The sequence below is a fragment of the Gordonia sp. YY1 genome (assembly GCF_009872315.1).
In the GTDB taxonomy this organism is placed as follows: domain Bacteria; phylum Actinomycetota; class Actinomycetes; order Mycobacteriales; family Mycobacteriaceae; genus Gordonia; species Gordonia amicalis.
Map to the genome: position 1 here is coordinate 207061 of NZ_WXYI01000006.1, position 22506 is coordinate 229566.

Below are 22506 nucleotides of genomic sequence, written 5' to 3' on the forward strand. Positions count from 1 at the left end.
GTGCCCCCCACCGCCGGCTGAGCCGGCACCGAGCGGTCGTGCGCCCACACCGCCGGCTGAGCCGGCACCGAGCGGTCGTGCGCCCCACCGCCGGCTGAGCCGGCACCGAGCGCAGCGAGGCGCCGCGTCGAAGCCCAGGTAATCGGAGTCGTCGACTGGAACCACGACAAAGGGACCCACCCCGAAGGGTGGGTCCCTCTCTAGATCTGAACTCAGCCGAGCACCAACGACTCCCCGTCGGCACTGACGTTCACCGGAACGATGTCGCCGTCGCGGATGTCTCCCTTCAGCAACTGCCTGGCGAGCTGGTCACCGATGGCCTGCTGCACCAGCCGGCGCAGCGGACGAGCACCGTACAGCGGATCGAATCCACGTGCGCCGAGCCATTCCTTGGCCTTCGGCGACACCTCGAGGTCGAGGCGACGCTGGGCCAGCCGCTTCTTGAGCTGTCCGAGTTGGATGTCGACGATCGCCACCAGCTCCTCGGGGCTGAGAGCATCGAAGATCACCACGTCGTCGAGCCGGTTGATGAACTCGGGCTTGAACGCCGAGCGCACCGCCGCCATGACCTGATCCTTGTCGCCACCCGCGCCGAGGTTCGAGGTCAGGATCAGGATGGTGTTGCGGAAGTCCACCGTCCGTCCCTGGCCGTCGGTGAGTCGGCCTTCGTCGAGCACCTGCAGCAGCACGTCGAACACGTCCGGGTGGGCCTTCTCGATCTCGTCGAACAGGACCACCGTGTACGGGCGACGACGCACGGCCTCGGTCAGCTGACCACCGGCCTCGTACCCGACATAACCGGGGGGAGCACCGACGAGCCTTGCGACGCTGTGCTTCTCGCCGTACTCGCTCATGTCGATGCGGACCATCGCCCGCTCGTCGTCGAACAGGAACTCCGCGAGCGCCTTGGCCAGCTCGGTCTTGCCGACACCGGTGGGGCCGAGGAACATGAACGAGCCGAGCGGCCGGTTCGGGTCGGCGACACCGGCGCGTGCACGACGCACCGCGTCGGAGACGGCCTCGACAGCGGCCTTCTGACCGATGACGCGCTGCCCCAGTTCGTCTTCCATGCGCAGCAGCTTGGCGGTCTCACCTTCGAGCATGCGTCCGGCCGGGATTCCGGTCCACGACGACACGACCTGCGCCACGTCGTCGGGTCCGACCTCCTCCTGCAGCATCACGTCCTGGCCGGGATCGGTGCCGGTCTTCTCCAGTGCGGCCTCGAGTTCCTTCTCCAGGCCCGGGATTCGGCCGTACCGCAGCTCGGCCGCGCGCCCGAGGTCACCGTCGCGCTCGGCGCGATCGGCCTCGCCGCGAAGACGATCCAGCTCCTCCTTGAGGTCGCGTACCGCGTCGATCGCGGTCTTCTCCGACTGCCACCGCGCGGAGAGCTCGTTGAGCTTCTCCTTCTGGTCGGCCAGTTCGGCGCGTAGCTTCTCGAGCCGCTCCTTCGACGCCGCGTCGGTTTCCTTCTGCAGCGCAACCTCTTCGACCTCCAGCCGGCGGACGATGCGCTCGACCTCGTCGATCTCGACGGGGCGCGAGTCGATCTCCATCCGTAACCGCGACGCCGCCTCGTCGACGAGGTCGATGGCCTTGTCGGGGAGGAATCGCGAGGTGATGTAGCGGTCGGAAAGTGTTGCCGCAGCGACCAATGCGGAGTCGGTGATGCGCACGCCGTGGTGCACCTCATACCGGTCCTTGAGGCCGCGGAGGATACCGATGGCGTCCTCGACCGACGGTTCGCCGACGTACACCTGCTGGAAGCGACGCTCGAGTGCGGCGTCCTTCTCGATGTACTTGCGGTACTCCTCGAGGGTCGTGGCACCGACCAGCCGCAGCTCACCACGGGCGAGCATCGGCTTGATCATGTTGCCGGCGTCCATCGCGGAATCGCCGGTCGCACCGGCCCCGACGATGGTGTGCAGCTCGTCGATGAAGGTGATGACCTGTCCGGCCGATCCCTTGATCTCGTCGAGCACGGCCTTGAGCCGCTCCTCGAATTCGCCGCGGTACTTGGCACCGGCGACCATCGAACCCATGTCGAGGGAGATGACGGTCTTGCCGCGCAGCGATTCCGGCACGTCGCCGGCGACGATGCGCTGGGCCAGGCCCTCGACGATCGCCGTCTTGCCGACGCCGGGCTCACCGATGAGGACCGGGTTGTTCTTGGTCCGCCGGCTGAGCACCTGCACGACACGCCGGATCTCGGTGTCGCGCCCGATGACCGGGTCGAGCTTGCCTTCGCGGGCCGCCGCGGTCAGGTCGGTCGAGTACTTCTCGAGTGCCTGGTAGGTCGACTCCGGGTCCTCGGAGGTGACCCGGGCGCTGCCGCGTACGGCGACGAACGCGTCCCGCAACTCCTGCGGGGTCGCGCCGGCGTTGTGCAGCAACTTGGCGACGTCGGAGTCACCGGTCGCCAGACCGACGACGACGTGCTCGGTCGAGACGTACTCGTCGTCGAGTTCACCGGCCAGCTGCTGAGCTGCACTGATGGCCGCGATCGATTCGCGGGAAAGCTGGGGCGTCGCACTGGCCTGGGCCACCGTCGGCATGCGATCGACCAGTCCCTGGGCCTGCGCACGAACGCTCGACGGGTCCACGCCCACTGCCTTGAGCAGTGGCGACGCGATGCCGTCGGACTGATCGAGCAACGCCACCAGGATGTGGGCCGGTCGCACATCGGGGTTGCCAGCACTGGCCGCCGCCTGCACAGCAGCGCTCAATGCCTGCTGTGTCTTCGTGGTGGGGGTGAAGCTGTCCACTCGCGTGCACCTTTCTCTTTAGTCCAACAGGCTCAAGTATGAGCCATACGGAGGATGCAACGCCAACAAAGTTGAGTACATTCCGCTCAGCTTCGATATAGATGTGAACTGCGTCATATCGGGACCCGCTCTCTGCGCAGCCTGGTAGGCGGCTTCCGGGTCTTCGGCCAGGGATCCTGCGAAGATCGCGAGAAGCGGCGAAGCCCGCGCCACCATCACGGAATGGACCATCGCGCGATTCCGCACCTAGCCCGACGCGAGCCCGTAAGCGGTCTCGAGTTCGGCCAGCACACGCTCCGCCAGCGGGATGAGCGGTTCTACGTCTGGCAGCATCTCGCGGCCGGCGACACAGCCGAACGACACCTTGTCCCCGTGCGAGTAGACGGTGATGTTGAGACCCAGACCGGCGAACACCGTCGAGATCGGGAACAGCGAGTCCAGGCGGGCGCCGTTGTAGTACATCTCTTCAGCGGGACCTCGGAGGGTGGATATCGGCAGGTTGTATCCGGTGCGCCGCTTGGGACCGAAAGGCAGCAACGCGGTCACGACGCTCTGCGCGACATTCGGCACCACCAAGGCCAGCGATGCAGCCCCGCCGTGGGCTGCGACCTGTTTCTTCGCAAAGTCCATGGCCCGGTGGATCGTCGCGAGCCGCTCCACCGGATCGTCGACATCGGTTGCCAGGGAGCATGTTTCCAATCCGAAGGCGTTGCTGCGCGCGGTTTGTCCCGGATCGTCGAGCACCCGCACCGAGATCGGGCACAGACCGACGAGCGAGCGCCTCGGGAGTTCGCCCCGCTCGGCGAGCAAATCGCGTAACACCCCGGAGATGACCGCGGTCAGCACATCGTTGACGGTGACGTCGGCTGCCACGCGGATCGCCCGTACCCGACTGAGCTCGAAGGTGGCGCCGACGACCGCCCGGTCCGGGCCCACTCGGCCGTTGAACCGGACGAACGGTGCACTCAACGGCAGGCCGACCCTACCTTGCAGCGCCCCGACCAGCAGATCGCGCTGCCCACCGACGACGCTTCGGGCAAACCCCAGCGACGACTTCGCGAGACCCGCGGCCGACCGGACGGCCGTGAGCGGGTGCGGCCCGGATGACGGTTTCGCCGGCGACGCGACCCGCGGAGAATGGACGCTGGCGGCGTAGAAGGGTTTCAGGTCGCGCCTGTCCGGGTCCCCACTCAAGGAGTCGGCGATCATCTGCATGCCGGCCACCCCGTCGACCAGCGCGTGATGGATCTTGATGTAGAACGCGAACCGCCCGCCGGACAGGCCACCGATCAAGTACGCCTGCCACAGCGGCCGGGATCGTGACAACCCCTGCGCGTGCAGATCGCCGATCAGACGCCACAGTTCGGCATCGTCGCCTCCAGGCGGGAGGTGTAGGCGCCGAACATGATCGACAACATTGACCTCGACCTGTTCCCACGTCCACAGCCCCAGCGTGTCGACGCCGATGTGCGGGCGGCGTGCCAGCCGCGGATCAACCGCGTCGGTGGCGATGAGTCCCTGCGTATAGAGATCGTCGACAAAGCCCGGCCCCGCATCATCGGGCGGAGAGAAGATCATCAGCGCAGCGACGTGGATCGGGTTGACGAGCGTCTCGGCGCTCATCAAGGCCGCCTCCATCGGGTCCATCAACTGCATACCGGTGCTCCCGCCGTGGCCAGGCGACACCGAGGAAACGGCGCCACGCCGGGCCGTGACCGTCGATCGTCCCGCTGATGATAGGCACGATCCCCGAGAAACGAACCGGTTTCGTCCACTGCGTCTTCCGTCTGTACGCGTTGCACCCGGAATCAGTTTACAAACGTACACTGAACTCATGTCGGCAGATCACCCTCGCGATCGCGAGATGCCCGCACTCGCGGCCCTGGGCCGAACCGAGCTGGGCAGAGCTGTCACAGGAATCGCAACCGTGCACGCATCCATTGCCGACACCGTCTTCGGCGGCCTGCGCGCCGCTTGGGGTCCCCGGGTCCGTCCCGCCCAGATGATGCACGACGCCATCAGCACGTCCACCTATTCCGCTATCGTCTCGTCCGTCGATGTGGTCGGCGACCTGGCCGAGTCGCTCGCCTACCGCCACGGCGGGGTGCCGTCCGAGGACAAGCGCGGCGCCGTGGCGATCGGCATCCTCGACGGTTTGATCGGGGATCAGCTGACCGCTGAGCAGTCACCCCTGGCTCCGGAGACCGCCGTCCGTGTCGACGGCGCGATCGTTCCGATCACCCCGGAGGACCTGGCGGGCGCCTTCCCCCGGGCCACCGGGCACCTGACGGTGTTCCTGCACGGCCTCATGGAGACCGAGTTCGCGTGGGAGCTCGGCGGCAGACCCACCTACGGCGCACGCCTGGCCGATGACCTCGGCAGCACCGAGGTCATGATCCGGTACAACTCGGGACGACACATCAGTGACAACGGCCGCGATCTCGCACAGTTGCTCGCCGACCTGCTGTTGTCGTGGCCGGTGCCGGTCACCGACCTGACCCTCATCGGCCACTCGATGGGCGGACTGGTGATCCGGAGTGCGTGCCATCAGGCCGCCGCCGTCGATACGTATTGGCCCCACCTGGTTCGACAGACGGTGTGCCTCGGTACGCCGCACCTCGGCGCGCCCCTGGCACGAGGGGTTCACTGGGCGACGGCGGCCCTGCGCCTGTGGCCGACCAGCCGTCCATTCGGCGCGCTGCTCGGTCGGCGCAGTGCCGGAGTCCGCGACCTGTTCCACGGGACGGTCACCGAAGAGCAGTGGCGCGACACCGACCCGGAGGCCTTTCTACAGCCCGCGGTCGATTACCCACCGCTCATGAAGGGCGCGCGGCATCTCTACGTCACGGCGACCGTGACCCGACGACCCGATCACCCATTCGGCCGTATCGTCGGCGACGGATTGGTGATGACGAACAGCGGCGGTGGCCGAGATCGGAAGCGGCACCTCGGATTCGAGGTCGACGACGGGTTCCACATCGGCGGCGCCCACCACTTCACCTTGCTCAACGACGACACCGTCTACGAGTGGATGCTCCCCCTGCTGAGACCTCGCCGTGCGCTACCGCCGGGCTCGAGTCCCCCGGAATCGCCACCTCGCCCGAACACGCGCTAGCTGCAGGTGGCTCCTCTACCGCGAACCAGCGACGCTGCGGCGGCGCGGACGGGTCCGGACCCGCCACCACAGCCCCACCCACGACGCAACGACCACGGCAGCGACCAACCCGCGCACCAGGCCGAGGGCAGAATCGGGGTAGATCACCCCGGTCAGGTAGTGGTCTATGAACCCGGTCGAGGGCAGCCCCGCTTCGCCGGCACGATGCCGCGCCCAGTTCTCGGCATCGGTGAGCGGGCACCACAGCCCCAAGCCCACCGAGGCGAGTCCCCACCCCACGGCCGCGAGGTGGAGCACGACGGTGCGTGGCCACCGCCAGGCGATGAACCCACCGAACGTCAGATACAGCAGGAACAGCAGATGCAGGACCGCTATGCCGTCGGCCAGAACCCGATAGGGCATGTGTCCAGCGTAAATCGGTCGGGTTCACCAATCTGCCGATCTGGAACACGGCGATATCGGACACTCGAAGCGAGAAGCACCCGTTCGACGGAAGGACGCCATCGGTGAGCACGAGCATGACCGACGAGGCCGCCAACGTATTCGCCGATCCGACGGCCTACGCCGACGAGCCGCGACTCCACGCGGCGATGGCCCACCTCCGGGCGCACAACCCGGTCGCCTACGTCGACAAAGCCCCCTACCGGCCGTTCTACGCGATCACCAGACACGCCGACATCATGGACATCGAGCGCGACAACAACCTCTGGCTCAGCGAGCCCCGCCCGGTGCTGGTGACCGCAGTGGCCGACGACTTCGCCAAGTCGCAGCTCGAGTCCGGAGCGGGGTTGCGCACCCTGATCCACATGGACGACCCCCACCACAAGAAGGTGCGGGCGATCGGCCAGGACTGGTTCCGGCCGAAGGCGTTGCGCGAGCTACAAGTCCAGGTGGACGCACTGGCGAAACGCTACGTCGACAAGATGGCCGAGATCGGTCCGGAATGCGATTTCGTCGAGGACATCGCCATCCACTTTCCGCTGTACGTCATCCTGTCGTTACTGGGGTTACCCGAAGAGGACTTCCCCCGGATGCACCAGCTGACCCAGGAGATGTTCGGCGCCGACGACGAGGAGTACCAGCGCGGCACCACGCTCGAGGAGCGGATGGCGACGCTGCTGGACTTCTTCGACTACTTCAGCAAACTGACCGCCTCCCGGCGCGCGAATCCCACCGGCGACCTGGCATCGGCAATCGCCAACGGCCGGATCGACGGCGAGCCCCTCTCCGACGTCGACACCGCCTCCTACTACGTGATCGTCGCCAGCGCCGGCCACGACACCACCAAGGACGCGATCTCCGGAGGCCTGCGCGCACTCATCGAGAACCCCCACGAACTCGACCGCCTCCGCCACGACCCCGAACTCATCGACACCGCGGTGGAGGAGATGATCCGCTGGACCACGCCGGTCAAGGAATTCATGCGCACGGCCGCCGCGGACACCTCGGTGCGTGGCGTACCGATCGCCAAGGGCGAATCCGTCTATCTCGCTTACACTTCCGGAAACCGGGACGAAGAGATCTTCGACGACCCGTTCACCTTCGACGTCGGACGCTTCCCGAACAAGCACCTCGCGTTCGGTTACGGCGTGCACTTCTGCCTGGGCGCAGCGCTGGCGCGGATGGAGATGCGAAGTCTGTTCAGCGCACTGATCCCGCGACTGGATTCGATCGAGCTGGCCGGCGAACCCGAACTGGCCGCGACGGTGTTCGTCGGCGGGCTCAAGCACCTGCCGATCCGGTACTCGATCCGCTGACACCTCACGTATCGAACCCGGCCGAATTGGGTACGCCGCCCCCATGACCCACTTCGACTTCTACTTCGATCCGGTATGCCCCTTCGCCTGGGCCGCGTCGCGTTGGCTCCTCGACCGCGCGAACGCCCACGATGCGGATGTCGACTGGCACCTCATGAGTCTCGCGATCCTGAACGAGGACGAGGAGCCGGATTCCGACGAACAGCGCCGCCGACTCGAGACGGCACTCCGGCTGGGACGCGTCGTCGCGGCCGCCACCGACAAGGCCGGCGCCGACGTCATCGAGCCGCTCTACTCTGCGCTCGGCAGACGTATCCACTTCGCGGGCGACGAGGTGACCCCGACGGTCGTCGCCGAGGCGCTGGCCGAGGCAGGACTCCCGGCCGAGCTGGCCGACGCCATGGACGACGCCTCCTTCGACGACGCGGTGCGCGCGTCCCACGAACGCAGCCAAGAATCGCTCGGCGAGGACGGCGGCAGCCCGATCCTCGGCATCGACGGCACCTACTTCTTCGGACCGGTGCTCGCCGACATCCCGACCGGCGATGAGGCCGAGACCCTGTACACCTCGCTCGTCGCCATCGCCGGCACGACGTTCGCGCAGATGAAACGGCCGGCCGATCCGCCGACCTTCACCGCGTGAGTCAGTCGATCTGCACGTCGACCCGCTCGTCGTAGAAGCAGATCAGGTCCCGCACCGGTTCGGCGTCGGGCAGCGGATCGGTGTAGGTCCAGGCGACGTCGGGAACGACCTCGTCGCCGACCACCGCCGACCAGTACGTCGCCTGACCTTTGTACGCACACACGGTGACGGTGTCGGAGCGTTGCAGGACATCCATCCGGACGTCCTCGCGCGGGATGTAGTGCCGCGCCGGGAGGTGTGTTTCCAGCAGGAGCGTCGGGTTGTGACTCTCCGCCAGCACGGTGTCCCCGATGCGCACGACGATGTGCCTGCTGGTGGCGAGGCAGTCGATTCGTTTGTACGGGTCGTGCGCATGACCCATCGCGATCTGTTCTTCCTCGCGCCATTCGTCGAACGCGTCCCAGTCGAGGAGTACATAGTCGGCGAGATCAGGGTCGTCGAGCCGAAACCCAGCTCCGACCAGCGTCCGCGTGTCGGCCCCGATGTCGTAGGCCGCGCCGGGCGCGGTGTGCATCGAAAACGGATGCGCCGGCGTCAGGATCGGGGGGTGATCAGCGCCCGGCATCGTCGGTACGTGATGCTCGAGTGGGGCGGCGATGTCCGCGGTTCGCACCGCGTAGCACCCGACCACCCGATACGGCTCCCAGACCTGGATCGGTTCGGCCGAGTCGACGACCACCTGACCGTCGACAAACGCGCGGACCCGTCGGTGCATGTCGGTCCACCGCAGCAAACCCACCTGAGACTTCGTGACTTCATCCAGGGACGTGGCCATGGACCGATGGTCCTCCGCCTCGTGGCCTTTTGCCAGGGATCACGGCAAGTAATCGGCACTGCAGCTCAACCGACTCGGTTCTCGTCCCCGCTGATGCGAGGATGAGACAGTGGCCCATCCAACGGACACCGAACCTCCCACCGGACATCCCGGCGCCGACGATGCCGCGTGGAACCGCGCTGAACGCGACGAAACCGAGACCCAGCGCCTCGACCGCAACTGGAATTCCCTGCTACAAGAGCTGCGTGTCGTGCAGACCGGCGTGCAGATCCTGACCGGGTTTCTGCTGACCATGCCGTTCCAGAGCCGCTTCGAGGACCTCGGTGGTGGCCTGCGCGTCGTCTACCTGATCACCGTGTCCTTCGCGGTCGGCGCCGCCATCCTGCTCGCCGCACCGGTCGCACTGCACCGCGCGCTGTTCCGCCGGCACCAGCTCGCGCTCATCGTCGCCCTCGCGCATTACATGGCCTTCGCCGGGCTGACACTCCTCGGGCTGGCGCTGTCCGGCGCGATCACCGTGGTGTTCGGTGCGACCGCCGGTCCGGTACCGGCAGTCGTGGCGGGGTGCTGCACGTTCGTCGTGTTCTCGATGGCGTGGATCGTCCTGCCTCTGACCGCACGTGGCATGACCGACCCTCCCGACGACGATGCGACCCCGCGCGAGCGCGGTCATTGACATCTCGCTCTCCGCGCGGGTAGGCAGACCAGATGACCACGGCGTCGCGCTTCACCGAAACCCGCTTCGACCAGGTGACCGTGCTCGCATCCACGCACGGTGGAGCGTTCCCGTACGGAAACACCGTCGTCGTGCACGGTTCCGAGGCGACGCTGGTCCTCGATCCCTCCCTCGACGTCGACCACGACCCCGTCGGTGCCGATGCCGTCATGATCAGCCACGCGCACGAGGACCACATCGCCGGCCTGCGCCACTTCGACACCGCGAAGTATGCGCATCACGACGAAGTCGGCGGAGTTCGTTCACTCCAGGTCCTTCTCGACGGCTACGGACTCACGCCCGAGGAACGCGCCGCGGTCGACGCCCAGATCGGTGACACCTTCGCACTCACGCCCGGCTTTCCGGACGCGCGCGGCGTCGGCGACGGGCACGTCTTCGATCTCGGGGACATCACCGCGACGGTCGTCCACCTCCCCGGCCACACCCGTGGACACTGCGGCGTCCTCGTCGAACCGACCGGTTTCTTCTACATCGCCGACATCGACCTCACTCGCTTCGGCCCGATGTACGGCGACGTCGGCAGCAGCGTCGACGACTACCTCGCCTCCATCGCGCGCGTCCGCGAGGTCGAGGCCCGGTGGTACGGCACCTTCCACCAGAAGGGAGTCGTGGAGGGCGCGAGAGTTTTTCGAGAACACCTGAAAGCGTACGAGGGCGTCATCCACCGGCGCGAGGAACGGTTGCTGGAATTCCTGGACCGGCCCCGGCGACTCGACGAGATCGTCGGGCACCGGCTCGTATACCGACCTCACGTACAGATGCCCTTCGTCGATGCCGTCGAGCGCCGCACGGCCGGATTGCACCTCGAACGGCTCATCCGACACGGGCAGGTCGCACGCACGAACGACGGGTCGTATCACCGGATGTGACATGTTCGGCATTTCAGCTACCCTTCAACATCGCCGGGCTACCGTCGCAGCGTGAACACAATCAACGGCCTGCCCATTCACCCGCTCCTCGTCCACGTCGTCGTGGTGCTGGTCCCACTCACCGCCCTGATGGCGATCATCGGGGTGTGCTGGCCGGCGGCACGGGCCCGCCTCGGAATCCTCACTCCCCTGGTCGCTCTGGCCGCGTTGATCTCCGTTCCACTCACCACGACTGCCGGAGAATCGCTGGAAGAGCGCGTGGGTCCGAATCCCGCGATCGAACACCACGCCGGGTTCGGCGAACAGGTCATTTACTGGGTCGGTCCGCTGTTCGCACTCGCCGTCCTCTGGTGGGCGGTTCACGACGAGCGGGTGATGGCCACCATCCACACGAGAATCCCGGCATCGGCGAAACTCTCGCAGCGGGTGACTGCACTCGTCCTGGGGGTCGCGCTGATCGTGGTGGCCGTGGGGTCGCTGTACATCGTCTACCGAACCGGCGATTCCGGCTCCCGCGCCGCCTGGTCATGACACGCACGAACACGTGAATCACGTCGGGCAGACCGAGTCCGGGCAGATACTGGAGCACATGCGCGTACTGGTCGTCGAGGACGATCCGCGGGCCACCGAGACCCTGCGGCGGACCCTGCGGGCCGAGGGCTGGGCCGTCGACACCGCCGCCGACGGCGTCGCGGGTGTCGAATCCGCCTGTGCCAGAAGTTACGACGTCATCGTCAGCGACATCATGATGCCGCGTCTCAACGGCTACGAACTCGTCCGAGAGCTGCGGCACCGCGGTGTGTGGACCCCGGTACTCATGCTCACCGCCAAGGACGGGGAGTACGACGAGGCGGACGCATTCGATCTCGGCGCCGACGACTACATGGTCAAACCGTTTTCCTTGGTCGTGCTGTCCGCGCGATTACGCGCACTCGCACGGCGCGGCGCCCCGGAACGACCGACCATCCTGCAGGCCGGATCGCTCTCGCTGGATCCGGCGCGACGAGAGGTCCGGCGTGGGGAGACACCGATCCGCCTCACCGCCCGAGAATTCGCGGTTCTCGAATACCTGATACGTCACAAGGGCAACGTGGTCAGCAAGACCGACATCCTGCGGGCGGTGTGGGACGAGCACTACCGTGGCGACGACAACATCGTCGAGGTGTACGTCGGCTACCTCCGCCGACACATCGACACCCCTTTCGGGGTTCGCGCGATCGAAACCGTCCGCGGCGCCGGCTATCGGCTCGCCGACAACGGCGGTGACCCCTCGACCTGATCGGCCCGCAGCGGTAACGACACCCCGATGGTGCAGCCTCCGCCGTCGGTGTCCAGCACGGTGACGGTGCCGTGATGTGCACGAACGATCTCGTCGACGATCGAGAGGCCGAGTCCGGTGCCGCCCCGGCGATCTCGCGAATCGTCGAGCCGCACAAAGCGGTCGAAGACGCGTGCACGATCGTCGACAGGAATACCCGGCCCGTCATCGGCCACACTGATCGTCACCCATTCCGGGTCGACGGCCATGGTCACCGTCACTGCGGAACGGGCATGCCGAACGGCGTTGTCGCACAGATTCCGTACCACGCGGCCGAGCTGGTCGCGGTCGCCGAGTGCACGAACCGGCAGCACGGTCGCCGAGATCTCGAGGTCGGTGGTGAGATCGAGCCGGGTGACCTCGTCGTTGACGATGTCGTCGAGATCCACTTCCTCGAATGAGGGCCGCAGTCCGTACTCGTCGGCACGGGCCAGGAGAAGAAGGTCGTCGACGAGGTCGCGCAAGCGGTGGGCCTCGGGCAGCAGGAGTGTGGACACCGTCGCGGAATCGATCGGTTCACCTGTCCGGACGGCGAGCTCCAGCAATCCCAGGATGGTGACGAGCGGGCTTCGCAGTTCGTGTGAGGAATCGCCGACGAACCTGATCTGCTGTTCGCGGGCGAAGGCCAGCGCATCGAGCATCTCGTTCATCGTCACCGCGAGCGTGGCGATCTCGTCGTCCGTGTCGGCGACCGGAACCCGTCGCGCCACACCGGATCTCGAAATCTCCGCAACCTCGGTCCGGATGGCCTCCACTGGTCGCAGTGTTCGGCCGACGAGCTCATAGGTCGTCGCCGCCGCGACGATGAGGATGATCGGGAACACCACGCAGAGGACGCCGAAAACCGTCAGCACGGTCGCGTGGATGTGTGCTTCACCGGCTCCGACGACAACGCTGAACACCTGCCCGTCCGGCGCCGTCACGCCCCGAACCACGACGCGGAACTCGTCGTCCTCTCCGGGGAATGTCGCGTCCACCGCGGTATGCCGTACCCCGGCATCCACCGGGGCCACCAGTGGCCGGACCCGTTGCCGCTCGTGGCTCGCCGCGAGCACCGACCCATCTCGGCCGACGATCTGCACGATGCCGATCGAGTCGGTCGGCTCCAGCTCGGTCGTCGCCACCGCCGCGAGCCCACCCTGCGCCAGGGCGTCGGCGATGTCTTGACTCCGTGTCGACGTCGCCGTGTCGGCGGCGTCGGTGAGCGAACGGTAGACCACGATCAGCACCAGCCCGCCGGCGATTGCCAGGGCCGCGAACAGGGTCGCCACACCGATGACAGTCAGCCGGACGCGGACACTCCGCCATCCGAATCTGCCGGACCAGATGTGTGGTGCTCTGACAGAACTCATCTCACCACCGACGCAGGCACCGGCTCACCTCCGCCAGAACGCGCTCGGTCCGCTCGATCCCCAGCGCCTGGGTCGCACCGGTGACACCGATCTCGAGTTCACCCGTCGGCGTCGGACACCCCTCGACCTGAAGCAGCCAGCGTGTCCGACGCGGCGGGAACGCGTAGAGGATTCCACCGGATGACGGCGGTGAGATCACCGGCGACCAGCCGAGCAAGACGGGTACGGGGAACAGATGGTCGTCGTCGACGGTCCGGCCCGCGAGGTCGAGCACTTCCTCCATGGGCGCCGATGCGGCGCGAATGCACCTGCGACGCAAGGCGACCGAAGTATCTCGATCCTCGCCCACCGACAGCGGGGTGATCACCGCGAGCACGTGGTTTTCGACGACGCCCTCCGCACCCGGGGGACGCTTGGACACCGTCGTGGCGGCCAGGACACCGGGTTGTCCGGTCATGTCCGCCAGCGCCCTGGCCACCACGTCTCCGAAGGCCTCGAACGGCGTCATGTGTTCCGCTGCCGCTCGGCTTCGGAAACGCATGTAGGTGTCCGCATCGACCAACCCGCGACGACGGATCGCGCCATCGATCGGCCACGTCGCCGGGTCGACGCCGCCCAGTTCGAAAGCCGAATCGCTCTGCTGTACGAGCAACTCTTTCCAGAAGTTGTGCAGTTCGAAGCCTTCGTCGTCGCCTGCCGTACTCGCCGGATCCAACTCCGCAGACGGCCCCTCCGGAGTCAGGGCCCCGCCCGTCATCAGCGCTTCGGCGTCGCGGGCGAGCACCCCCAGCGAACGCCCGTCCACCGCGATGTGGTGCATCACCGCGACCGCACCCATGACGAGGCCGTCCGGCCCCTCGAGGAGACGCACTGCCAGCGGTGGCGCCACCCGCACGTCCAGGGTTGCCGCCATCTCCTTCGCTTCCGCTCGTAGGCGTTCCCGATCCGGGATGTCCACCACCTCGATCCGGGACACGACCGCATCGAGCGGTACGTCGCGCGCTGTTCGCCGGATCGGCCCCGTCGGGGTGTCGGGGAACGTGGACCGAAGTGACCGGTGCCGTTCGAGGAGGGCACCGATGAGCGCCGATGTCTCCGCCACCCCCGGGCGGTCCCACGACGAGGGGACCCAGGCGACGCAGATCAATTGCGCGACAGGGTGGCCCGGCTCGCGCACCACAGTTCGCTCAGCAGGCGTCAGGGGGCGTTCGGCGGCGTCGCCGTCTCCGGCAGGCTCGTCTCGCTCGTCACGCACCCGCGGTGTCCGCTGCGCCATCTGCTCGGCGAGAGACGCGAGGTCGGGCGAGGTCAGCACGTCGTTCGGTCCGATCTCCGGATAACCTGCCTCGGCGAGTCCCTGAGCGACCCGCATGACCGCCAGCGAGTCGCCGCCCTGCTCCACGAACCCCATCATCGGATCGATCGATTCGACACCCAGGACCTCGCCGACCACGCGTAGCAGCAGTGCCTCGTGGGGGCCGACCGCCCCGCGGGTCGGATCGTTCACCGGCAACGGAAGATGCTGCAATGCAGCGAGACTCAGTTTCCCGCTGACGGCACGCGGCATCTCGTCGAGGATGACGACCAGCGCCGGCACCATGTACGACGGCAGCATCCGAGCCAGTTCCCGACGAATCGCTCGTCGGCCGGGTGGACGGGAGATGTCTTCGGGGACCACGAAGGACACGATCCCGGCGCGCCCTGACTGCAGGTCACGGAGTGTCGTCGCGCAGCGCCGGACCCCGTCACACCGCATCAGTGCGGCATCGATCTCACCGAGTTCGATGCGCAGGCCGCGCAACTTGACCTGCCCGTCCCGCCGGCCGAGTATCCGCAGATCCCCGCTTTCGGTCCACGTGGCGACGTCACCGGTCCGGTACATGACCGGATCGTCGGAGATGGTGCAGTCGACGAAGGCTTCATCGGTCTGTTCGGGGTCGTCGAGATAACCGTCCGCCACTTGCGGTCCCGCACAATGCACGGTACCGAGGGCGCCTGGTGGCTGGGGACGGCCGCGCCGGTCCAATACGGACTCGGTCACCCCGACCATCGGCGGACCCACGGTGATCTCCCCGTGCGTCGAGAGAGGTCCGGAGATGTTGATGCTGCATCGGGTTTCGGTGGGCCCATATGCATTTCGCACCGGTACACGTGCGCTCCACTTGTCCACGAGACAAGCCTGCGGCGGCTCACCGCCGACGATCACCTGGGTGAACCCGTCCGCGAGGTCGACCGGTAAGGTCTCGAGCACCGACGGCGTCATGATGATGTGGGTGACGCCGTGCCTGCGGATGAGATCGGCGAGCGGGTCACCTCCCTGGGTGGATGCGGGCGCGATGACCAGCGTCGCCCCGGTCGCCACGGCGGACAGCATCTCGACGATCCCGGTGTCGAAGGTCGGGGACGAGACATGCAGCAGGCGTGACCGAGACGTCAGCGCATACGACGCCCGGATCTCGGCAACGAGCGCGGGGAACCCGCGGTGCGGTATCACCACACCCTTCGGACGGCCGGTGGAACCCGAGGTGAAGAGGATGTATGCAGCGTCGTCGGGGCCGCGGTCGTATCCCGCCGGCCGCCGCTGCGCCACCTCGTCGAACGTTGTTGCGGCGCACTGATTTCCGTCGTCGAGCACCAGCCAGCGGATGCCGTCCTCGACGGCGTCCGGACCACACAGTCCGATCCGCGCACCGCAACGGGCAAGGAGCGCTTGCGTTCTCGCCTCAGGAGCGGCCGGGTCGCCCAGAGGCACCCAGACGCCGCCGACCATGAGTACCGACCAGAACGCCACCACCGACGCCGCCGATCTCCCGACGGCCACCGCCACCGGATCACCGGCCTGCACACCCTCGGCCTGGAGCCGCCTCACACAATGACTCACCCGCTCCGCGAGCTCCGCACGGGACCACTCGACCTCGCCGTCGACGAGCGCGGCGGCCGACGGATCCGCCGTGCAGTACTCGGCGAACAGGCCGACGGTGGGGACGAACGGTGGCGCGGGCGGGCCGCTGCGTCGCCGGAAGCGGTCCCACTCGCCTTCCACGAAGACCGCATCGTCCGGGATGGCCACCCCGTCGTCGATCTCGCGAACAAACGCCGTCAGGTAGGTGTCGTATCGCGCGGCCAGCGTATCCAGCGCGCCGGCGTCGAAGGCCGCCGCCGGTGCCTCCCAGGTGACCGCCCGCTCACCGAACTGATCGGCAGGGTGCATCGTCACCGCGACATCGCCGACGGGGCCGGTGCGCATCACCTCCAGGCACCAGTGGAGACCGTCGACGACCGGCGGCGAGAAGGTGGGCAACAGGTTGACCACCACACCGAAGGCGGTGGTTCCCCGGCGACCACGCAACATGTCCTCGCGCGGGTAGAGCTGGTGTCGCAACGCGTCGATCACCGCCGACGACACGGACTCGACCGCTCCCGCCGCCGCGAGGTCGCCGATCCCGTTCAGCGTCAGCGGCACGACGTTCGACAACGGTTGCACGGCGCGTCGACGCACCGCCGAGGTGCGGGCGGCGACCGGCAGCGCGAGTCCCACGTCGGGAGTGTCGAGCAGGCGAGCGCACAGACCCGCCAACGCGGCGACGAGCTCCTCCGACCCGGCGGTCCGCGGGCTCGTCAATCGTCGTGTCACCCGGGTGATCTCCGACGTCATCCGCGGGGCCGCACCCGACAGCAGTGACGGTTCGTGCTCGTCGAGAACGGTTTTCCAGTGCCGCGCATCGGATTCCCGACGGGGCGAGTCGGCGTACCGCTTCTCGTCGGCCGCCAGTTGATCGGCGCCCGCGACGGGCAGATCGTCCGGAGCGGCGATGCCGCCGTACACGTCGGCGACATGTCCCATGACACGCAAGACCCCGGCGCCGTCGGTCAGGACGTGGTGCACACGCACCACCCACCGGTGATGATCCCCGGCCAGACGGTGCAACTCGCTGCGAAACAGCGGCATGGTGAGGTCTGCACCGTCGCCAGCATCGACGAACTGCTGCGCGCGGTGGTCACTCTCGGCTTCCGGATCGGGGAATCGCGAGAGATCGACTCGGACAACGGGCTCGATCGAGGAGCCGGCACGCCGGATCGGTTCTGCAGCGACACCATCCGATGGTGTCAGCTCGGCCGGCGAGTGTCCGGCCGGAATGTGTACGTCATTCCACCCGACGTGATCGAGCACCCCACGCGTCGCATCCAGCAGACGCGGACCATCGAGGGGACCACGGAGGGTGAGCCCGAATGCGACGACGTGCGAAACGCCCGGCTGCAACATCTGGGACATCCACAGCGCGCGGCGCGTCGCCGTCATCGACGATCGTCCTCGAACGGGTTCCCGTCGGGCGATCGTCGGCAGCGTTTCTCAACCGAGTCCACACTCCGAACGTAGCCGCGCCGAGTTGAAGGTCGGCTGAAGTACCAGGTACACCGACATTTCCGGCAACGCTGCGACGAACCGATCACGCCCCGAGTGCTCTGGCGAACATGGGCCAGGACTCGTGCATCTGGTCCTGCCAGTAACCCCACGAGTGGGTGCCCACCGCCGGGAAACGCACGTTGGCGGGGATGCGGAGAGCCGCGAGACGCTGGGCCAGGGTGACCGTGCAGGTCCGGGCCGCCGCCTCGCTGATCCCGCCGACGGTCACCTGGGCGGCGAGTCTGCCCACGTCCCCGCGGACGGAACGGTCGGCCGGGTTGTCATGCCCGCCCGGCACACCGGTGGCCGCGCTGATCCACAGCGCCGGCGTACGACGAGCGAGCTTGTACGCGTTGACGACCGGGTCCTGCGCAGCCCATTCAGGATCCCCGGGCAGCCCGTACATGTTCGTCGCATCGGCCCCGTACGGGACGAATGCGACATTCCTCAGCATGAGCTGCCCCGTCGGCGTCACGGTGTCGGCACAGCCCGAGTGGGCGCCGACCGCGCGGTACAGACCGGGATGGTTCTCCGCGAGACGGATCACCGAGTTTCCCGACATCGAGATCCCGGCGATACCGCGGGCCCGCCCGCGGCTGTACCCGCCGTGTGCCCCTTCGAAGGTGGAGGGCAGTTCCGAGGTCAGGAACGTCTCCCAGCGCAACGGTCGAGACGTCTTCACCTGGTACCGGAAGTTGGCCGCCGGATCCACGCGTCGCCAGTTGGCGTAGTAGCTGGCGGCGCCGCCGATCGGAGTGACGGTCCAGACGTTCTTGTTCGCGTAGAAGGCGTTCGCATCGGTGGCATGCGTCCAGTCGTCGTTCTCCTCCCCGCCAGACGATCCGTTGAGCAGGTACATCACCGGCGCGCTCTGATTGCGGTTGGCCGGCGTCTGCACGAGGAGCGGGACCTGGGTCTGCATGGAGGGCGACCACACCGACGCCACGAAGTTGCGTGGTGATGTCCAGGTCTGACGGTAGGGCGCCCCTGGGGACGCATGCGCGTACCGCACCCCGTCGAGTGTTCGGGCGTCCGCCGCACCGGCGCCGGAGGCGAGTAGTCCGACGACCAGTGCGATCACTGCGGAGATCGAGACGATGCCGGCGAATCCGGCCGGTGACCTGCGGTTCATGCGAATGCTCCCGTGTCGGCGTGTGCCGGAGCGCGAGCTCCGTGCTTCGCCATCGTAGCCACGCCCGGACCGGACCCCGGGGACATGTTGGTCAGTCGTCCCGGTTCGCCCTGCTCACGCGGTCGACGATGCGTCGCCGCTCCACACCCACCCCGTCACCGGGGATCGGACCGCGTACTACCGTGTGTGGTGATATTCGGACTCGGAGGTTTCACTGTGAAGAACATCGGCGTCATCGGCGGCGGCACCATGGGAGCGGGCATCGCGGAGGTGTGCGCGAAGTCCGGCAGCGATGTCGTGATCATCGAGGTCAAGCAGGAATTCGCCGACGCCGCACGTGCGCGTGTCGAGAAGTCCCTGGCCCGCGCCGTCAGCAAGAGCAAGCTCAGTCAGGAAGATGCCGACGCCGCTCTCGGCCGGCTGCGCGTCAGCCTCGACTACGCCGACCTCGCCGACCGCGATCTGGTCATCGAGGCCGCACCCGAGAACGAGCAGCTCAAGCGCGACATCTTCGCACGCCTCGACGAGGCCGTCGGCGAGAACACCATCCTCGCCACCAACACGTCGTCGATCCCGATCATCAAGGTCGCGACCGCCACCAAGCGTCCCGAGCGCGTCGTGGGCGTCCACTTCTTCAATCCGGTGCCGGTGATGCCACTGGTCGAGATCATCTCGACCCTGGTCACCACCCCGGAGACCGCCGACGCCGTCAGCGCCTACGTCAAGGACGTCCTCGGCAAGAATCCGGTCAATGCCGGTGACCGTTCGGGCTTCATCGTCAACGCCCTGCTCATCCCCTACCTCTGCCAGGCGATCCGGATGTACGACTCCGGCTACGCCTCGGCCGAGGACATCGACACCGCCATGAAGGGCGGCTGCGGCTATCCCATGGGTCCGCTGACGCTCGTCGACACCATCGGCCTCGACATCACCCTCGCGGCCGCCGAGTCGTTGTACGACGAGTTCGCCGAGCCGCACTTCGCGCCTCCGGCACTGCTGCGGCGCATGGTCGACGCCGGTCACCTGGGACGCAAGTCCGGACGTGGCTTCTACAGCTACTGAACCGTTTCCGACGAATCCGGCTGAACGCCCCCGACGACGCCACCGCGTCACCGGGGGCGTTTTGTCGTCATGACGAGGTTCGCCGGATCGTGAACCACGGGTGTGACTCACCTCACTTGGCCCGAGAACTGTTGTCGCGCAACGAATCCGTGAGCCCGGCGACCGTCGATTCACGATCACGGGTTACAGACGAGGACCCGGTGGCAACACTCGGGGTGTACGCATCCCACAGCGGATGAGAAGGGAGCGAGACCAATGACAGTTTCCACCACCACCATCCACCAGCAACTTCGTGCAATCCTCGCGATGACCCACACCGAGATCCAGATCGCCGAGACGCGCCAGGCCCAGGCCCGGACCGACGCGATCCGCAAGGAACTCTCCGAGAACGCGGAGAAGGCGCGGAAGCGTGCCGAGGCGATCGAGGCCGCTCTTCGCGACCGCGGCGGACTCGTCGATGTCGTCCGACCCGTTCTCGGTCGCGTCGGCGCGATGGCCAAGACCCTTGTGGAGCAGGCCCAACCGCTCGACGAGGCACTCCTCGACGACCTCGCCCTGGAGCAGCGACTCCTCGCACGCTCGACGTATCTCAAGGCCCTCGCGACCGGCCAGGAGGACACGGAGCTCGTCGACCTGGCCGAACGGCTGGTCGTGGCCCACACCGCGACGGTCAACTGGCTGACCACGGTCCTCGCCGAAGAGGCGCTGGGCGGACCTACGGCACTGCGCCGGGGACCGACCCAGTGGGCGAGCGGACTCGCGGCACGCGCGCTCACCGCACCGGCGAACGGCGCATCGTGGGCCATTGACCGGACCGCCGACTTCGCGCGCCAGATCCCGGACCCGATCGCCGTGGTGCGCAGCCGTTTCGCGAGCGCCGTCGATGACGCGGCCGACGCCGCCTCGCGTGCCGGTGACGCGATCGAGAACGCCGGTACCGCGGTCTCGAAGACGGTGGCCGCCGGCCGCGACGCAGCCCTGGAGGCAGTCGAGGACAGTGCGCGCGACAGCGGCGCCGTCGGCGCAGCGGACGCGCTCCACCAGCTCCGCGAGTTCACCGGCACCGTCGACTCCGCGGATCTGCCGATCGATGGTTACGCCGACCTCAACGTCGGCGATGCCGTCGCCGCCGTCAAGGAACTGACGGCACCGGCCGAACTCCGCGTGACCCTCGCCTACGAGGAGACCCACAAGAACCGTCAGCGGGTCGTCTCGGCCATCGAGATCCGATTCGCCGAACTCGCCAAGGAACTGGTCGGCATCGACAGCTGATCGGCCCTACCGGCCAACACGACGGCCGCCATCCCAGCGGATGGCGGCCGTCGTCGCATGCTGTCACCGGTACGCCGGGGCCGTTGACACGAACCCACGGTTCTGACATTTTTGATCACACCCGTTGTCACATCAGGACGCGGGCCGAGCCGATCCGGGGGTCAGATGTCTCAGCAGAAACGCACGATGACGCGAGTCGAGATGGACAACATCGACAGCAGTTTCTTCGCGCGATCACTGTTGTCGATGGGGCAGACCATGAGTACGACAAACGTGATCATGCAGCTCGCCAACCCCGCCGTAGGCTACGGCGTCGCACGCAGCAAGGTCGAGAACGGGCGCCTCGACAAGCATCCGGTGAAACGTGCCCGCACCACCGCGTCGTACCTGGCGGTCGCCGCGATGGGCAACGCCGACGACCGACGGCGCTACCGACAGGCGGTCAACGGACAGCACGCCCAGGTGCGCTCGGACGCCGACAGCCCGGTGGAGTACAACGCGATGAACCCCGACCTCCAGCTCTGGGTCGCCGCCTGCCTCTACTTCGGGTGGGAGGACATCTACGAGCGCGTGCACGGCCCACTGCACGGCGCCGAACGTGAGGAGTTCTACCAGCAGGGCAAGGTGTGCGGTACAACGTTGCAGATGCCCGCCGAGGCCTGGCCGGAGAGCCGCGATGCCTTCGACGAGTACTGGGACTCGCAGGTCGCCCGCATCGAGATCAGCGACGAGATCCGGGACTTCCTCCTCGACATCGCCAACTTCGGCTACGCACCCAAGGCGATCCAGGACCGTTACGGTCCGGTCAAGCTCCGGCGGACGATCGGCTACCTCCCCGAACCGTTCCGGAAGGCCCTTCGGGTGGACTGGACCGACGAGGACCAGAAGTGGTTCGACGAGTACGTCGGCAAACTGGTCGAGGCCGAGCGCAAAAAGCCACTCTGGTTGTCGCAGATCGCTTTTCACATTCTCCTGCGCGACGTCCGCCTGCGTTGCCGGCTCGGCCGTCCGCTCGTCTGACGCCGTCCGACACACGCGTGCGGTGTGCGAGGAGCGATAGCGACGAGCCTCCTCGCTCCCTGAGGTGTGAGGAGCGATAGCGACGAGCCTCCTGGCTCCCTGAGGTGCGAGGAGCGATAGCGACGAGCCTCCTCGCTCCCTGAGGTGCGAGGAGCGAAAGCGACGAACCTCCTCGCTCCCTGAGGTGCGAGGAGCGAAAGCGACGAGACGGTCCTATAGCTTGTCAAGGGTTCCGAGGTCGGTGGTGAGGTCGCGGAACACTTCGCGGGCGATGTAGCGCTTGAG

Annotated in this window: 17 protein-coding genes; 10 read left to right on the top strand and 7 right to left on the bottom strand. The window is 67.3% G+C overall.

Annotation, left to right across the window (positions count from 1 at the left end; genetic code table 11):
* Nucleotides 1-212 precede the first annotated feature (212 nt).
* Both clpB and BPODLACK_RS11015 read right to left on the bottom strand, forming a co-directional pair.
* The gene (gene clpB, locus BPODLACK_RS11010) at nucleotides 213-2765 is read right to left on the bottom strand and encodes an ATP-dependent chaperone ClpB (RefSeq protein ID WP_024498116.1); all 2553 of its coding nucleotides are present in this window, start codon (nucleotides 2763-2765) and stop codon (nucleotides 213-215) included.
* 246 nt (nucleotides 2766-3011) lie between these two features.
* The gene (locus BPODLACK_RS11015) at nucleotides 3012-4421 is read right to left on the bottom strand and encodes a wax ester/triacylglycerol synthase family O-acyltransferase (RefSeq protein WP_024498114.1); all 1410 of its coding nucleotides are present in this window, start codon (nucleotides 4419-4421) and stop codon (nucleotides 3012-3014) included.
* A gap of 178 nt (nucleotides 4422-4599) precedes the next feature.
* On the opposite strand from BPODLACK_RS11015, the gene BPODLACK_RS11020 reads away from it, so the two are divergent.
* Nucleotides 4600-5880 (top strand): lipase family alpha/beta hydrolase, encoded by a 1281-nt coding sequence (locus BPODLACK_RS11020; RefSeq protein ID WP_159405282.1) that lies wholly within the window; start codon nucleotides 4600-4602, stop codon nucleotides 5878-5880.
* 15 nt (nucleotides 5881-5895) lie between these two features.
* On the opposite strand, the gene BPODLACK_RS11025 is transcribed toward BPODLACK_RS11020, so the two are convergent.
* Nucleotides 5896-6282 (bottom strand): DUF2784 domain-containing protein, encoded by a 387-nt coding sequence (locus tag BPODLACK_RS11025; protein ID WP_159405283.1) that lies wholly within the window; start codon nucleotides 6280-6282, stop codon nucleotides 5896-5898.
* A 116-nt stretch (nucleotides 6283-6398) separates the two neighbouring features.
* Here BPODLACK_RS11025 and BPODLACK_RS11030 point away from each other — a divergent pair, with 116 nt between their 5' ends.
* Together BPODLACK_RS11030 and BPODLACK_RS11035 are read left to right on the top strand one after the other, a co-directional pair.
* Nucleotides 6399-7637, top strand: coding sequence for a cytochrome P450 (locus BPODLACK_RS11030; RefSeq protein ID WP_191835031.1), 1239 nt, complete (start codon nucleotides 6399-6401; stop codon nucleotides 7635-7637).
* A gap of 43 nt (nucleotides 7638-7680) precedes the next feature.
* Nucleotides 7681-8280, top strand: coding sequence for a mycothiol-dependent nitroreductase Rv2466c family protein (locus tag BPODLACK_RS11035; RefSeq protein WP_159405284.1), 600 nt, complete (start codon nucleotides 7681-7683; stop codon nucleotides 8278-8280).
* Between the two features lies 1 nt (nucleotide 8281).
* On the opposite strand, the gene BPODLACK_RS11040 is transcribed toward BPODLACK_RS11035, so the two are convergent.
* Nucleotides 8282-9055, bottom strand: coding sequence for a DUF427 domain-containing protein (locus BPODLACK_RS11040; RefSeq protein ID WP_159405285.1), 774 nt, complete (start codon nucleotides 9053-9055; stop codon nucleotides 8282-8284).
* 109 nt (nucleotides 9056-9164) lie between these two features.
* On the opposite strand from BPODLACK_RS11040, the gene BPODLACK_RS11045 reads away from it, so the two are divergent.
* The 4 genes from BPODLACK_RS11045 to BPODLACK_RS11060 are packed head-to-tail and all read left to right on the top strand — an operon-like array spanning nucleotide 9165 to nucleotide 11939.
* Nucleotides 9165-9731 (top strand): DUF6328 family protein, encoded by a 567-nt coding sequence (locus BPODLACK_RS11045; protein ID WP_024498108.1) that lies wholly within the window; start codon nucleotides 9165-9167, stop codon nucleotides 9729-9731.
* A gap of 32 nt (nucleotides 9732-9763) precedes the next feature.
* On the top strand, nucleotides 9764-10660 hold the full coding sequence (locus tag BPODLACK_RS11050; RefSeq protein ID WP_159405286.1) for an MBL fold metallo-hydrolase: 897 nt from the start codon (nucleotides 9764-9766) through the stop codon (nucleotides 10658-10660).
* A 51-nt stretch (nucleotides 10661-10711) separates the two neighbouring features.
* Nucleotides 10712-11191, top strand: coding sequence for a DUF2231 domain-containing protein (locus BPODLACK_RS11055; protein WP_024498106.1), 480 nt, complete (start codon nucleotides 10712-10714; stop codon nucleotides 11189-11191).
* A 58-nt stretch (nucleotides 11192-11249) separates the two neighbouring features.
* Nucleotides 11250-11939 (top strand): response regulator transcription factor, encoded by a 690-nt coding sequence (locus BPODLACK_RS11060; RefSeq protein WP_024498105.1) that lies wholly within the window; start codon nucleotides 11250-11252, stop codon nucleotides 11937-11939.
* Here BPODLACK_RS11060 and BPODLACK_RS11065 read toward each other — a convergent pair.
* From BPODLACK_RS11065 to BPODLACK_RS11075, 3 genes are all read right to left on the bottom strand, one after another.
* Entirely contained in the window at nucleotides 11900-13330 is a 1431-nt protein-coding gene (locus tag BPODLACK_RS11065; protein ID WP_051349574.1) for a sensor histidine kinase, read from the bottom strand. The two genes, BPODLACK_RS11060 and BPODLACK_RS11065, sit on opposite strands and share 40 nt — an antisense overlap.
* 1 nt (nucleotide 13331) lies before the next feature.
* Nucleotides 13332-17630 (bottom strand): non-ribosomal peptide synthetase, encoded by a 4299-nt coding sequence (locus BPODLACK_RS11070; protein ID WP_236577657.1) that lies wholly within the window; start codon nucleotides 17628-17630, stop codon nucleotides 13332-13334.
* A gap of 148 nt (nucleotides 17631-17778) precedes the next feature.
* Entirely contained in the window at nucleotides 17779-18867 is a 1089-nt protein-coding gene (locus BPODLACK_RS11075) for an alpha/beta hydrolase (RefSeq protein WP_024498102.1), read from the bottom strand.
* 216 nt (nucleotides 18868-19083) lie between these two features.
* On the opposite strand from BPODLACK_RS11075, the gene BPODLACK_RS11080 reads away from it, so the two are divergent.
* The 3 genes from BPODLACK_RS11080 (at nucleotide 19084) to BPODLACK_RS11090 (ending at nucleotide 22221) form a co-directional block, all read left to right on the top strand.
* Nucleotides 19084-19929: a 3-hydroxybutyryl-CoA dehydrogenase gene (locus BPODLACK_RS11080; protein ID WP_159405287.1), complete on the top strand. Its 846-nt coding sequence runs from the start codon at nucleotides 19084-19086 to the stop codon at nucleotides 19927-19929.
* Between the two features lie 255 nt (nucleotides 19930-20184).
* Nucleotides 20185-21201 carry a hypothetical protein gene (locus BPODLACK_RS11085; protein ID WP_024498100.1) on the top strand — a complete coding sequence of 339 codons (1017 nt, stop codon included), beginning with the start codon at nucleotides 20185-20187 and terminating at the stop codon, nucleotides 21199-21201.
* Between the two features lie 186 nt (nucleotides 21202-21387).
* Nucleotides 21388-22221 carry an oxygenase MpaB family protein gene (locus BPODLACK_RS11090; protein ID WP_375295615.1) on the top strand — a complete coding sequence of 278 codons (834 nt, stop codon included), beginning with the start codon at nucleotides 21388-21390 and terminating at the stop codon, nucleotides 22219-22221.
* Nucleotides 22222-22506: the final 285 nt, after the last annotated feature.

What these genes read in the sequence shown, in the direction of transcription:
- BPODLACK_RS11090 (WP_375295615.1), top strand. Translation starts at nt 21,388, where the DNA reads ATGACGCGAGTCGAGATGGACAACATCGACAGCAGTTTCTTCGCGCGA.
- BPODLACK_RS11075 (WP_024498102.1), bottom strand. Translation starts at nt 18,867, where the DNA reads ATGAACCGCAGGTCACCGGCCGGATTCGCCGGCATCGTCTCGATCTCC.
- BPODLACK_RS11060 (WP_024498105.1), top strand. Translation starts at nt 11,250, where the DNA reads ATGCGCGTACTGGTCGTCGAGGACGATCCGCGGGCCACCGAGACCCTG.
- BPODLACK_RS11065 (WP_051349574.1), bottom strand. Translation starts at nt 13,330, where the DNA reads ATGAGTTCTGTCAGAGCACCACACATCTGGTCCGGCAGATTCGGATGG.
- BPODLACK_RS11085 (WP_024498100.1), top strand. Translation starts at nt 20,185, where the DNA reads ATGACAGTTTCCACCACCACCATCCACCAGCAACTTCGTGCAATCCTC.
- BPODLACK_RS11025 (WP_159405283.1), bottom strand. Translation starts at nt 6,282, where the DNA reads ATGCCCTATCGGGTTCTGGCCGACGGCATAGCGGTCCTGCATCTGCTG.
- BPODLACK_RS11020 (WP_159405282.1), top strand. Translation starts at nt 4,600, where the DNA reads ATGTCGGCAGATCACCCTCGCGATCGCGAGATGCCCGCACTCGCGGCC.
- BPODLACK_RS11070 (WP_236577657.1), bottom strand. Translation starts at nt 17,630, where the DNA reads ATGACGGCGACGCGCCGCGCGCTGTGGATGTCCCAGATGTTGCAGCCG.
- BPODLACK_RS11050 (WP_159405286.1), top strand. Translation starts at nt 9,764, where the DNA reads ATGACCACGGCGTCGCGCTTCACCGAAACCCGCTTCGACCAGGTGACC.
- BPODLACK_RS11030 (WP_191835031.1), top strand. Translation starts at nt 6,399, where the DNA reads ATGACCGACGAGGCCGCCAACGTATTCGCCGATCCGACGGCCTACGCC.
- BPODLACK_RS11015 (WP_024498114.1), bottom strand. Translation starts at nt 4,421, where the DNA reads ATGCAGTTGATGGACCCGATGGAGGCGGCCTTGATGAGCGCCGAGACG.
- BPODLACK_RS11040 (WP_159405285.1), bottom strand. Translation starts at nt 9,055, where the DNA reads ATGGCCACGTCCCTGGATGAAGTCACGAAGTCTCAGGTGGGTTTGCTG.
- BPODLACK_RS11035 (WP_159405284.1), top strand. Translation starts at nt 7,681, where the DNA reads ATGACCCACTTCGACTTCTACTTCGATCCGGTATGCCCCTTCGCCTGG.